Consider the following 13,448-nt stretch of genomic DNA (forward strand, 5'->3'; position numbering starts at 1 on the left):
AATCCTATACTCTGCTAATGCATCATCTACTCGCATGGAGGTTTGGAAGCCGATATGTAAGGCAACCTGTCCGACCACACACGAGTCTCATATAGTCACTATCGGCAGATTAGAACTTTTTCTTAACCACATGATCCAAATTATCCAGCATAATTCCTGTGCCTTTAACAACACAATGCATCGGATCCTCGGCAACCAATACCGGAACACGTAATTCTTCTGCAAGCAGCTCGTCCAATCCGCTAAGCAGCGCACCGCCACCAGTCAGAATGACACCACGATCAATAATATCGGCTGACAGTTCCGGTGGGGTCTGCTCCAATACAAACTTGGCCGCAGCAACAATCGCTGACACAGGGTCTCTAAGCGCGTCCTGTACTTCATCGGCGGAAATACTTAATGTTTTGGGCAATCCGGATACCATATCCCGTCCACGAATGTCCATTTCCGCACGTTTTCCACTCGGATGCACGGTTCCGATAGCAATCTTGATATCCTCGGCCGTACGTTCCCCAATGAGAAGCTTATACTTGGTTTTCACATATTTCATGATGGCTGTATCAAACTTATCCCCTGCCATTTTAATGGAAGAAGCTGTGACCACATCCCCCATAGAAAGGACTGCGACGTCTGTCGTTCCACCACCAATATCCACGACCATGTTGCCGCTAGGCTCAAAGATATCCATTCCTGCCCCGATGGCAGCTGCTTTTGGCTCTTCCTCCAAAAATACTTCTTTCGCCCCGCTGCGCTCTGCCGCTTCACGAATCGCTTTTTGTTCCACTGAGGTAATGTTCGTCGGTGCACAAATCAAAATACGAGGGTGGCTGTACCAGCTTTTCCCCCCTACCCGATTGATAAAATATTTTAACATTGCCTCCGTCACTTCAAAATCGGCGATAACACCATCACGCAAAGGACGAATGGCTATGATATTACCAGGAGTCCGCCCAACCATGCGACGCGCTTCCTCTCCGACAGCCAATACTTTTTTTGTATCGCTTTCTATCGCAACAACGGAAGGTTCGTCAAGAACAACCCCCTTCCCTTTGACGTGGATAAGCACGTTGGCCGTACCGAGGTCGATACCGATATCATTACTGAACATATTAAAAAGGCCCCCAAAGTGATATTTTAAAAGCTAAGATTCGACAAGAAGCGGCAAATATATGTATAAACCTACGGTTACATGTCATTTTTCGTCTTGTACCATCTTTTAACATATCATACTTCAGGGGGTTGATTCAATGGCTTTGCCAGCCAATTCACTATATATTTTTAAGACTTGCCGGAAATGAGAATCTCCCTTCTTTTCCCACTCGTTTTTTTGTACTTAATTTTCGTCGCTTCCCCTCCCCGCAGATGGCGGATGGATTTATGGTATTCGAGAATGTGCTTTACTTGATCGGCAAGATCCGGGTTGATTTCAGGCAGCCGTTCGGTCAGATCTTTATGCACCGTGCTCTTGGAGACACCAAATTCCTTGGCAATCGTACGGACCGTATTCCTTGTTTCCACGATACAGCGACCGATTTTGATGGTCCGTTCCTTGATGTAATCGTGCACGCTCCCGCCTCCCTACTGTGGATAGTTTGGTACATTATATGAGGAGCGTGCTTATATATTCGCGGTTTGGCGGGAGACATGCTTCCGAAGGCCTATTTATTTGACAGAAGCAACTTATCTGTTTACCTCCTGAACAAAAATGAATAAGAAAAAAGCAGGGAATATGGATTCCCCGCTTTGCATGCAAAGCCATAACTGAATTTATTTTTTAGGAAGCAGACCTGTAGGATTCACCGGCTTGCCATCCTGGTACACTTCAAAATGCAGATGCGTTTTCAAATCTTTTTCAAGCTCGTTACGACCCGCTGAAGCAATCACATCATTCTGTTTAACTTGATCGCCCTCTTTTACTTTCAGATCGCTCAAGCTTTGGTACACCGTTTTGAGATTGTTATCATGCGTGATTTCTACGACATTCCCCACCAGCGGATTTTGTTCCACACGGGATACTTTGCCACTCAGGGCGGCTCTCACTTCAAACGCTTGATCGTCGGCCCGGGAAAGATCAATTCCGGTGTTAGCAGTAAAGGTTTTATCATACTCTACCATGGCTGCTGCCTGCTCATCAGCTGTCGCATTTTCGTCAAAAAATGGCTTTACGACCTTTACTGCGGCGGCATCTGCCACCGGCCATGCGATATTTTCCGACTGGGCAACGACTTCCATACTTTCTGGCTGTTGTCCGTTAACATCTGTATCGACTGCGCTTGTGCTCTGTACCGATGGACTAGCTGGGTCAGGTTTGAAAGACTTCTGGCTGGCATCCTGATAGACCCACACTAAAGTTAGTATAATGGCTGCTGCGGCAATGTAGGCTGCCGGGTATGCCCACCTTTTGGACAACAGCTTTTTCCACGAAGACGGCTGTGAAGCTCTTCCACCCTGAAAGGTTTTGGGTGTTTCTTCATGATTTTGGTTCTGGTTTTTATTTTGTTCACTCATTTGCTCATCACCTCAGTAACCAGTGTTACCGGGTGCAACTCTTTTATACTTCAAAGTTTTGAAAAATTTACTAACCTAGAATACGAGAAGCCTGTGCAAAGGAAATGCCAGTATAGTAGTGAAGGAGAATTTGAGTGGCAGTATAGCCTTCCTTGGCCATTCCATTGGCCCCCCACTGGCTCATGCCGACACCATGGCCGTAGCCATAGGTCGTTATAGCAATCTTGTTTCCTTCGGTCCTCCAGGTAAATTCAGCCGAACGAAGTCCCAGTTTGTTGCGAATTTCCGGTCCTGTAAAGACTGTCCCTTCTACTTTAATCTTTTTGATCCGATGGCCTTCTGTCTTGGAAAGCACCTGAATCTCGGGCATACTTACTCCTCCAGTAGAATCGGCCATCGCAGCACGGCTCAATCCCAGTCTATCAAACACGCCCTGACGGCTTAGTGTGATGGTTTCTTTATATCGTGGAGCCAGCTGCTTGTCCCAGGGACTCGATACACTCCGTAAGTAGGGCACTGCCTTGGCCCAAACATCCTCTGAATTTTCGGTATAACCGTTGCTGGTAGAAAAAAAAGAAGCGGTAATCGGTTTGCCCTCATACACCATGATTGTATCCTTGGTATCGCGTACAGCCTGCCGAATTTTAGCCAGCTCAGCAGCTTTACCGGAATGCCCCCACTCTCTAGTAAGTTTAGCTTTAGAAATATAAGCCTGATGCTTAACGGTATCCGTCACATCTGCTCCTGCTGGTGCGCCGCTGGTATCATCAGCCAGCAAACGCCGAGTAATGAAGGTGCGCGCGGCAATAGCTTGCGCCTTCAGTGCCTCGCCTTCGAAGCTGGGCGGCATTTCGGCGGCTACAACACCGACAATGTACTCCTCCAGCGGCAGCGTCTCTGTACGGCCCGTAGACGTGACGTAAACACGCACGTCTGGCTCTGCCACTGTCGGAACACCACGCGCTGGAGCAGCGGGGATCGCGGGGATGGGTGGAACCCCAGGCAGCCGCGTGACGGTGGCTTCAGACTTCGCAGCCGCGACGGATATCTCGGGGGCTACCTTGCGGCTGCCTGGTGGCAACGGCTTCGCCGTATGACGTGGCCACGTCATTAACGCAGGCACAGCCAGCGCAAGCGCCAGCAGGCCTGCTATGGCGACAGCTGGCAGCCAGGGACGGTGGCTTCCCCAGCGTGGAGCACGCCCGGTGGCAGGCCGCAGGTGTGGCACGGGCATTGATGCGGGCGGTAAGCTTACGTCGCGTGTGGCACGAGCTGCTGCGCCGGAGGCAGACAGCGACGCGCTTACGAGATGCACAGCGGGAGTCACTGCCGTTGCACGCCGTGCGTACCTGGCTTCAGCGGTCATTGGGCCTCGTGTACCCGATCTCTGCTGGGCAAGCCTGCTTGTCTGTGCCGGAGCAGCTATAAAGCCGGGACTTTCCTCTTCAGGTAAAGCCCGGCGATGATCGTTGGCATGATGAATCGGTATACGAATGCGAACCTGTGAATCTTTCATGGGCATAAACCTCCATCAAAGGGCTGAATATCTGGCTGGAAGCAATCAACTGCTCCAGTAGATATTTTCAATCATATGAGGTCGTCCACTTTGATAGAACCGTTTTAAGAGGGCTGAAAGAATGAAAAAAGACAAGCCGAAAACACGAAAAAACCAAGCCCTTTCGGACTTGGTTCCTAATTGTTTGTAAACCATATTCATACACCGCGTGTGTTAAAGCTTATGCCAGAGAAGGTTGAATCTTTTTGAACAAATTCCCTGTAGTTTCTTCCGATATTACACGCTCTGTAGTGGACGAATGATCCAGCTTCGGCTCTTCTACGGTCACTCTGTAAATATCCGCACCCAATCCAGTCAGCTTCTCAGCCAAATGAACGTAGCCACGGTCAATGTGATGTACACCGGATACCTCTGTAGTACCCTCCGCAATAAGCCCGGTCAGAATTAACGCAGCACCTGCACGCAAATCTGTCGAAGTCACTTTCGCGCCTGTCAGTTTCGCATTGCCTGTTACAATCGCAGAACGACCTTCGACTTTAATCTCCGCATTCATAAGATGAAATTCATCCACATGCATGAAGCGATTTTCAAAGACGGTTTCGGTGATAATGCTCGTTCCTTCAGCAGCAAGTTGAAGTGCCATCATCTGAGACTGCATATCCGTAGGGAAACCAGGATAAGGCAACGTTTTAACATCAACAGCCTTTAACGGCTTATCAGCGATAACACGAACTCCGTTTTCATCTGGTTGAATGGTTACACCCATTTCTTCCATCTTGGAGATAACAGGTCCCAAATGATCAGATATTGCCCCTTCCACATATACGTTCCCGCCTGTGATCGCAGCAGCAACCATATAAGTACCTGCTTCTACACGGTCGGGAATGACCGTATGCTTCACACCATGAAGTTTCTCGACGCCTTCAATACGAATAACGCCAGTACCCGCACCACGTACCTTGGCTCCCATACCATTGAGGAAGTTCGCAAGATCAACGATCTCAGGTTCCTTAGCAGCATTCTCAATAGTGGTTACGCCCTCGGCAAGAGTAGCGGCCATCATAATATTCTCGGTTGCTCCTACGCTGGCTACATCCAAATAAACCTTGGCTCCACGCAGACGCCCGTTACTTTTCGCTTCAATAAAACCTTGGCCTAGACTAATCTCGGCCCCCAATGCTTCAAAGCCCTTCAAATGCTGGTCAATTGGTCGTGTGCCAATTGCGCAGCCGCCCGGAAGCGAAATTCTCGTATGTCCCAAACGTGTAAGCAACGGTCCCATAACCAAGAATGATGCGCGCATTTTCCTAACCCACTCATAAGGGGCTTCACAGGAAATTATCTTCCGCGCGTCAACACGAATGACCTCATCTTGGTATGTAACGCCTGCTCCTAAGGACTCCAGTACTTTGTTAATGGTCATCACATCGTCTAGAGGAGGCGCATCAATAATAACACTTTCTCCTTCTTCTCCTAGCAGAGAAGCAGCGATGATCGGCAGAACTGAGTTTTTGGCTCCGCTGACTTTGACACTCCCGGTCAATCTGTTGCCACCGCGGACGATAAATTTGCTCATCTATGGTTCCCTCCGCGCGTCATTTCCCTTTTCCATCATGGAAAAAAAGAACATATTCCGCTATTTTCATGCCTTGCTTTTTCATTACATAAAAAACAAGATTTTATTAATACCCTAACTGCCATCATACCACTGATCAAAACAAGTATACAAGCGTTTTTTGTACTTGACGTCCATCATACTCCAACTGATTCAGTCGGTTATACATGTATGGTTCTTTTGTTTACCATTGTTGACAATCTGAAACGATGTTATTCGACATTTCCCGCAATGACGCAGTCATAAAGTCATATAACCCGCTCGCTCCATGTTAAAACAACACACTAGAGCATCTGGCTCCATGAGATGTAGCTCAGCAGGAAACCAGAAACCAACTGTCCGACGATAATAGCAAGAAACAAGTGCAACAATCTGCCATGCGGTCCTTTGGGGTGCCGGATTATTAAATCCAGCTTTAAGCTCTGTAAAGCCCACCAAGCTAGCGCTATACAGATGAGTGACACGATCATGGAGATCAACGCGGTCATACTCGCCGATTGACTTAGCTGTTCAGCCAGCTGCTGCTTCCCGTTCATCCGTAATCCCTCCCATCTGCTTCACAGACTTCTTTATAATACTCGGCGAGCGCCTAATATGCTAGTCATATTTCTGCTTTCAGAACATTTATCTCGACAAAATATGAATAATTACTTCTGTTTCGTGAATTTAAAAGGTACTATGTACCTAGCTGCCGAGCAAGAAATAGGACTGCATATTTGGTAATGATATTAAAAAAAGGGCCCGATCACAGTGATTGAAGGAAGGAAAGGTTTTCCTCTCCACCTGCCGGACATTCTCTGGCAGAAGTTATGAAGCGGTCTCCCTGTCATTCCATCCGTATACTATGCCGAACCCTTTAATAATTCCACTAAAACCTAATATTTAATTCTTATTTGGTCCTGATACTTGTAGCATTCAAACGGTTAAGCGCCCGTTGCAGAGCCACTTCCGCCCGATGATGGTCTATCTGCTCCTGCTTGCTCTGGAGCCGCAGCTCCGCCCGCTCCCTTGCCGCACGGGCACGCTCTACGTCAATATCTTCAGAGCGTTCCGCACTCTCAGCCAAAATAACCACTTTATCCTTGCGGACTTCAACAAAGCCCCCATTGACCGCGATCACCTCAGTCTGACCACCGATTTTGATACTTACCGGTGCAATCTTCAAGGGAGTGACCAAGGGAAGGTGTCCAGGTAAAATACCAAGGTCGCCTTCCGAGCCGCGAACACTGATGCTGTTGACCTGCTCTGTATAGACCAGGCGCTCCGGCGTCACAATCTCTAATAAATACGTGCTCACTTGAATCCCTCCTGAAAGCTGTCCACAGACAGCTCACTTCGTAAGGCTTTCGGCTATTCTTTGCCTGTGTAATTACATTGTTTTGGCTTTTTCTACTGCTTCTTCGATGGCTCCTACGAAAAGGAACGCTGCTTCTGGAAGATGGTCATACTTCCCTTCCAGAATTTCTTTGAAGCTTCGTACCGTTTCTTTAACCGGTACATATTTACCCGGGAAGCCGTTAAACGCCTCGGCAACGTGGAAAGGTTGGGACAGGAAACGCTGGATTTTACGTGCACGTGCTACCAGCATTTTGTCTTCCTCGCTCAGTTCGTCCATACCCAGGATGGCAATGATATCCTGAAGTTCGTTGTAGCGGGCCAAAATTTGTTTTACCCCTTGCGCTACATTGTAATGCTCTTCACCTACAACGTCTGGAGACAAGATCCGGGAGCTTGATGCGAGTGGATCAACCGCTGGGTAAATACCCATTTCGGAAATTTTACGTTCCAGGTTTGTCGTTGCATCCAAGTGGGCAAATGTTGTAGCAGGTGCCGGGTCAGTGTAGTCATCCGCAGGCACATAGATCGCCTGAATGGAAGTAACAGAACCTTTTTTAGTTGAAGTAATCCGTTCTTGCAATTGACCCATTTCAGTTGCCAGCGTAGGCTGGTAACCTACTGCGGAAGGCATACGTCCCAGCAGGGCTGAAACCTCAGAACCCGCTTGAGTAAAGCGGAAGATGTTATCAATAAAGAGCAATACGTCACGGCCTTCTTGATCACGGAAATACTCCGCCATCGTCAGACCCGTGAGGGCAACACGCAAACGCGCACCCGGAGGCTCATTCATTTGTCCAAACACCATCGCTGTTTTGTTGATAACGCCGGACTCTTTCATTTCATGGTACAAGTCATTTCCTTCACGTGTGCGTTCACCTACACCCGCAAATACAGAAATACCGCCATGCTCCTGAGCAATGTTGTTAATCAATTCTTGGATGGTTACGGTTTTACCTACACCAGCACCACCGAACAATCCAACTTTACCGCCTTTGGCATAAGGAGCCAGCAAGTCGATAACTTTAATGCCTGTTTCGAGCATTTCCGCTTGAGTCGTCAATTCATCGAAAGAAGGGGCCTGACGGTGAATCGGATTTTTTTCTGCTGTACTAATGTCAGCACCGTTATCAATTGGATTTCCCAGCACGTTAAATACGCGTCCCAGAGTAGCCTCACCAACAGGCACCGAAATAGGCGCCCCCAGGTCTACCGCTTCAGCTCCGCGAACCAGACCGTCTGTGGAAGACATGGCAATACAACGTACACGATTATCGCCCAGATGCTTTGATGCTTCAAGCGTTAGATCCAGCTTAACTCCAGTCTCCAGCACAGTCCCAATATGAATAGCATTTAGGATCTCCGGAAGCTGACCGCGTTCAAATTCAACGTCAACAACCGGACCCTGGATGCTCACTACGCGTCCTTTGTTCATCTTTTGGTTTCCCTCCTACAAGCTTGCACAGCCGCAAATCTGAACAATTCTGATTTGTTTTGCGCCCGCAAATTATCATATTAGTATAGGCTCTGCTATACAGCAATCTGCAAAAGCTCATTAAGATTGAGCATTTGCACCTGCCACAATTTCCGTAATTTCCTGGGTAATAGCCGCTTGACGAGCACGGTTATAGGTCAACGACAGTTCACCAATCAGCTTGGTCGCATTTTTGGTAGCTGAACCCATCGCCGTCATCTTCGCTCCCAGCTCACTGGCCTTACCATCCAGCAAAGCGCCGTAGATGAGTGTTTCTGCATAACGCGGCAACAATACTTCCAGCACTCCTTCTGGTGAAGGCTCATACTCGTAATCAATCGAGGATGAAGCAGTATTCGAATCCAGTGTTGCCATTGGCAACAAACGGTCAACTGTTGGAATTTGAGTCAGTGCATTGACAAAGCGGTTATAGCATAGATAAAGCTCATCAAATTCTTTAAGTTCAAAGCCTTTTACAGCCTTGCTTGCAATCGTTTTGATATCTGCAAAAGCAGGCGTATCCGACAAGTCAGTTACTGACTCTGCAATAGGGAACTCACGACGTCTGAAATAATCCCGTCCTTTTCGTCCGATGATGAAAATCACAAATTCATCCTGTGAACGGTGACGTTCCGCAATCGTCTGCGTAACCTGCCGCAAAATATTGGCGTTATAACCACCAGCCAGACCACGATCAGATGTAATGATTAGATAAGCAGTCTTTTTGACCGGACGCGTCTCCAGCATCGGATGCTTGACGTTGTTCGATCCAGAAGCAATACTGCTGACGACTTCCTTAAGCTTTTCCGCGTAAGGACGAGCCGACTCCGCTTTCTCCTGAGCTTTTCTCAGCTTGGATGCAGCGACCATTTCCATCGCTTTCGTAATTTGCTTTGTACTCTGTATACTTTTAATCTGACGTTTAATCTCGCGCATACCTTTTGCCATGATTTCACCACCTTCAAGCTTTGGCAAAGCCAAAGCTAACTTCGTAAGCAATCCCTTAGCTTTGAGAAAAACAAAGCTCTTCGTAAGATTCAAGTCCAGCCGGACATATGTTAAAGGGCCTGTTATTAGGGGTAAAACATGCCAAGGAAGCCAAGGCCCGAGGGGCATGCTTCCTTAGAACATTTTTCGTCATAAACAGGCAATTTCATGTATTAAACCGACGTGGCAAACGATTTTTTGAATTTCTCGATAGCTGCCTTCAAAGCTGTTTCGTTATCAGCCACCAAGTCTTTTGTATCACGGATAGATTGAAGCACATCCTGATGATCAGACTCCATGAAAGACAGGAAGTCCTTTTCAAAACGTTTTACTTCCGTTACCGGGATATCATCAAGGAAGCCCTTAACAGCGGTGTATAAGCTCACAACTTGTTTTTCAACAGGCAACGGCTGATGTACACCCTGTTTCAAAATTTCCATCATGCGAGCGCCTCGGTCAAGACGGGCTTTAGTGGATTTATCCAGATCGGAACCGAATTGGGAGAACGCTTGAAGCTCACGATATTGAGCAAGATCCAGACGCAGAGAGCCTGCAACCTTTTTCATTGCTTTAATCTGAGCGGAGCCCCCTACACGGGATACAGAAATACCTACGTTAATCGCCGGGCGTTGACCTGCATAGAACAAGTCTGCCTCCAGGAAAATTTGCCCATCTGTGATGGAAATTACGTTGGTTGGAATGTATGCAGAAACGTCGGACGCCTGTGTCTCGATAAACGGAAGCGCGGTAAGTGAGCCGCCGCCCAATTCATCATTCAGCTTCGCTGCACGTTCCAGCAAGCGAGAATGCAGATAGAAAACGTCACCCGGATAAGCCTCACGACCCGGTGGACGACGCAGCAACAGGGAAAGCTCCCGGTATGCAGACGCTTGTTTGGTCAAGTCATCATATACGACAAGGACATGCTCGCCTTTGTACATGAAATACTCACCCATAGCGCAGCCGGAGTAAGGGGCAATGTACAGCAAAGGTGATGGCTCAGAAGCAGATGCTGTAACAACAATCGTATATTCCAAAGCACCGTGACGACGCAATGTTTCAACAACTTGAGCTACTGTAGATTGTTTTTGACCAATAGCAACATAAATGCATTTCATACCATTGCCTTTTTGGTTCAGAATCGCATCAATTGCAATAGAAGTTTTACCTGTTTGACGGTCACCGATGATCAGCTCACGTTGACCGCGGCCAATTGGAACCATAGCGTCAATGGCTTTAATTCCTGTCTGCATTGGCTCATGTACGGATTTACGGGCCATAACACCAGGGGCCTGACTTTCCACCGGACGGAATTCCGTGGTAGCAATTGGACCCTTGCCATCCACCGGCTGACCCAATGGATTAACTACGCGTCCAATCAGTGCGTCCCCAACAGGGACCTGCATGATTTGGCCTGTACGTTTAACTTGACCGCCTTCACGGATGTCGGAGAATGGTCCAAGAATAACGACACCGACATTGCTCTCTTCCACGTTGAGCGCCAAGCCCAATACGCCGTTATCGAATTCAACCAATTCACCGGCCATGACTTTTTCCAGTCCGTAGACGCGGGCAATACCGTCGCCGACTTCAACAACAGTGCCGACTTCAACGACCTCGATATCATTTTTATATTGTTCAATCTGACTTTTAATCAATGAACTGATTTCTTCAGGTTTGATACTCAAGTGTGTTCACCCCTATCTTCTATACTCGTCTGTTAAAGGATTTTTCAAGACGATCCAGCTTGCCGGCCAGACTGCCGTCATACAGTGTATCGCCAATAAACACTTTCAATCCACCCAGCAGACTCGGGTCTACTATATTTTCCACGCGGATTGTTTTATGTTCACGGGCTCCGAATTCTTCGGCTACCGTTGCTTTTTCCTGCTCACTGAGCGCATAGGTGGAATACACCTTTGCATGAGCCAGCCCCAGCTTGTACTCCTGAATCTCAAGGTATCCATCAAGGAGAGCTTCAAACAAATCGGCTCTGCTGCGCTGAATCAACAACTTAATCGTGTTAATCAGCGAGGCAGACATCTTGCCTTCAAAGCTGTTGGCCAGAACCTGAAGCTTGACCTCTTCCGTAATGTTAGGAGAATTAATGAACTTACGGATTTCGGCATCCCCTGATACAGCCTCTACAAAAGCTCGCAGTTCCTGCTCGGTCTCCATAATGGTCTGCTCCTGCTCTGCCACTTCAAACAAGGCTTTCGCATACCGTTTGGCAACTACCGTATCCCGGCTCATGCTTTGCCTCCTACCTCTTTAAGGTATTGGTTGACAAGCTCTCCCTGGACTTGGTCTTCCTTGATTTCTTTTTGAATCAGCTTGGAAGCAATTTGTACCGAAGCTTTACCCACTTCGCTGCGCAGCTCGGCAACTGCCTTATTGCGCTCGCTTGTGATTTCACGAACAGCTTCATCTTTCAGGCGAACTGCTTCGTCTTTAGCCTGAATAATAATTTGCTCCGCTTGCTTGTTACCTGTTTGTTTCGACTGCTCAATAATATCGTAAGCTTCCTTACGCGCTTGCTGGAGAGCCTGTTTTTGCTCCTCAACATAGGCAGCAGCCTGTTCACGCGTTTGTGCCGCTTCACTCATTTGCTTCAAAACAAGCTCACGCCGCTTCTCCATAACTGAAAAGAGAGGGCCGAATGCATAACGGGTCAGCAACCAGTACAAGATCAAAAATGCAATGACAGTAAACACGATACTTGTCCAATTTAAATGCAATTGAAGTCACTCCTTTCCGGTGAACGTCAGTCCTAGATCTTTCATATTCAAACGAACAAAGAAGGCGCGGATGGCTGTGCCTTCCCCGCCAAACCTTGCTTCCATTCAATTAAGCAGCTGAGTAGAAAATGAATGCCAGAACGACCCCGATGATTGGCAGGGCTTCGACCAGACCTACACCGATAAACATTACTGTTTGCAACGTTGCTTTTGCTTCAGGCTGACGAGCGATACCTTCAACTGTTTTACTTACGATCAGACCGTTACCGATACCAGCGCCCAAAGCGCCCAAACCTACTGCGATTGCAGCTGCGATATATGCCCAAACTCCCATTTTTTAAAATCCTCCTTAGTGATGTGTATTTGTGTTTTACATGTATTTGCAGTTAAGAGCGAAGCGCACTTCTGAACTTAACTAAAAACCGAAAAATGAGCTTGTCTAATGCTCTTCTTCATGCGTATCAATGGATTGTGAAATATATACGAACGTCAGAATTGTAAAGACGAACGCCTGGATACTGCCGACAAAAATACTGAAACCTTGCCAGACCACGAGCCCGAATACGGAAGCAACCATACCTCCCACACCAAGTGCTGTCATTTTCAGCAGAACACTGATCAAAACCTCGCCGGCAAAAATATTACCGAATAGACGCATACCATGTGTCAATAGTTTTGAGAACTGCTCAATCAGGTTAATTGGCAGAAAGAATGGAAATGGCTGAACATAGTGCTTAAAGTAAGCTTTGGTGTTACGGAAAATTCCTAGGAAATGAACCAGAACAAAGATCATCAATGCCAGTCCAATAGATACCCCTGCATCTGCGGTAGGTGATTTCCACCAGTTGACACCTATATGGGCAGCTTCGCCCGGATGAGTCGCCTGTGCTTGCTCTAATGCTTCCTTGACCGGAACGATGTCATGCCCGAATACTTGCGCGCTTTGCACATTATCAAATTCAGTCACGATCCCGAACGGCAGACCCAGCATATTTCCGACGAAAATGAACATGATCAGCGTCATCCCTAAAGAAAGGAATGGCTTACCTTTTTTCAAATCCATCGTACTGGATATGAGCCCTTGAACGAATTCCACAACCCATTCCATAAAGTTTTGCAGCTTTCCGGGATTGTCCACAGACAAATTGCGCGTTGCAGCAAAAGCCAGTCCAAACACAATAGCGCAGGTCACAACCAGCATAATAATGACGGACAAGTCAATGTTAAACCCGCCCAATTGGATAATCGGTGATTCATGCAACATGTTTTCTCACC

At 47.5% G+C, this 13,448-nt stretch carries 14 protein-coding genes; all 14 read right to left on the reverse strand.

Going from position 1 to position 13,448, the window contains the following annotated elements:
- Window positions 1-109: 109 nt before the first annotated feature.
- Window positions 110-1,108, reverse strand: coding sequence for a rod shape-determining protein (gene mreB / locus GCU48_RS08190; RefSeq protein ID WP_025717580.1), 999 nt, complete (start codon window positions 1,106-1,108; stop codon window positions 110-112).
- 170 nt (window positions 1,109-1,278) lie between these two features.
- Complete coding sequence (spoIIID, locus tag GCU48_RS08195; RefSeq protein ID WP_025717579.1) at window positions 1,279-1,566, reverse strand: sporulation transcriptional regulator SpoIIID; 288 nt, start codon at window positions 1,564-1,566, stop codon at window positions 1,279-1,281.
- A 201-nt stretch (window positions 1,567-1,767) separates the two neighbouring features.
- Complete coding sequence (spoIIQ, locus tag GCU48_RS08200; RefSeq protein WP_025717578.1) at window positions 1,768-2,508, reverse strand: stage II sporulation protein SpoIIQ; 741 nt, start codon at window positions 2,506-2,508, stop codon at window positions 1,768-1,770.
- Between the two features lie 70 nt (window positions 2,509-2,578).
- A complete protein-coding gene (gene spoIID, locus GCU48_RS08205; RefSeq protein WP_152379660.1) occupies window positions 2,579-4,024 on the reverse strand; it encodes a stage II sporulation protein D in 1,446 nt (481 codons plus the stop codon).
- A 220-nt stretch (window positions 4,025-4,244) separates the two neighbouring features.
- Complete coding sequence (murA, locus tag GCU48_RS08210) at window positions 4,245-5,600, reverse strand: UDP-N-acetylglucosamine 1-carboxyvinyltransferase (protein ID WP_025717576.1); 1,356 nt, start codon at window positions 5,598-5,600, stop codon at window positions 4,245-4,247.
- Between the two features lie 323 nt (window positions 5,601-5,923).
- Complete coding sequence (locus GCU48_RS08215) at window positions 5,924-6,175, reverse strand: DUF1146 family protein (protein WP_025717575.1); 252 nt, start codon at window positions 6,173-6,175, stop codon at window positions 5,924-5,926.
- Window positions 6,176-6,528: 353 nt separating this feature from the next.
- Window positions 6,529-6,936 (reverse strand): F0F1 ATP synthase subunit epsilon, encoded by a 408-nt coding sequence (locus GCU48_RS08225; protein ID WP_152379661.1) that lies wholly within the window; start codon window positions 6,934-6,936, stop codon window positions 6,529-6,531.
- A 72-nt stretch (window positions 6,937-7,008) separates the two neighbouring features.
- The gene (gene atpD, locus GCU48_RS08230) at window positions 7,009-8,409 is read right to left on the reverse strand and encodes a F0F1 ATP synthase subunit beta (RefSeq protein WP_025717573.1); all 1,401 of its coding nucleotides are present in this window, start codon (window positions 8,407-8,409) and stop codon (window positions 7,009-7,011) included.
- A gap of 120 nt (window positions 8,410-8,529) precedes the next feature.
- Window positions 8,530-9,396: an ATP synthase F1 subunit gamma gene (atpG, locus tag GCU48_RS08235; RefSeq protein WP_152379662.1), complete on the reverse strand. Its 867-nt coding sequence runs from the start codon at window positions 9,394-9,396 to the stop codon at window positions 8,530-8,532.
- Window positions 9,397-9,608: 212 nt separating this feature from the next.
- Window positions 9,609-11,123: a F0F1 ATP synthase subunit alpha gene (gene atpA / locus GCU48_RS08240; protein ID WP_025717571.1), complete on the reverse strand. Its 1,515-nt coding sequence runs from the start codon at window positions 11,121-11,123 to the stop codon at window positions 9,609-9,611.
- A 19-nt stretch (window positions 11,124-11,142) separates the two neighbouring features.
- Entirely contained in the window at window positions 11,143-11,688 is a 546-nt protein-coding gene (locus GCU48_RS08245; protein ID WP_025717570.1) for a F0F1 ATP synthase subunit delta, read from the reverse strand.
- On the reverse strand, window positions 11,685-12,173 hold the full coding sequence (atpF, locus tag GCU48_RS08250) for a F0F1 ATP synthase subunit B (RefSeq protein WP_152379663.1): 489 nt from the start codon (window positions 12,171-12,173) through the stop codon (window positions 11,685-11,687). Before atpF ends, GCU48_RS08245 begins: the two co-directional genes overlap by 4 nt.
- Window positions 12,174-12,282: 109 nt before the next feature.
- The gene (atpE, locus tag GCU48_RS08255) at window positions 12,283-12,507 is read right to left on the reverse strand and encodes a F0F1 ATP synthase subunit C (protein WP_025717568.1); all 225 of its coding nucleotides are present in this window, start codon (window positions 12,505-12,507) and stop codon (window positions 12,283-12,285) included.
- A gap of 105 nt (window positions 12,508-12,612) precedes the next feature.
- On the reverse strand, window positions 12,613-13,437 hold the full coding sequence (gene atpB, locus GCU48_RS08260) for a F0F1 ATP synthase subunit A (protein WP_152379664.1): 825 nt from the start codon (window positions 13,435-13,437) through the stop codon (window positions 12,613-12,615).
- Between the last annotated feature and the right edge of the window lie 11 nt (window positions 13,438-13,448).

Source organism: Paenibacillus brasilensis, assembly GCF_009363115.1.
Classification (GTDB): domain Bacteria; phylum Bacillota; class Bacilli; order Paenibacillales; family Paenibacillaceae; genus Paenibacillus; species Paenibacillus brasilensis.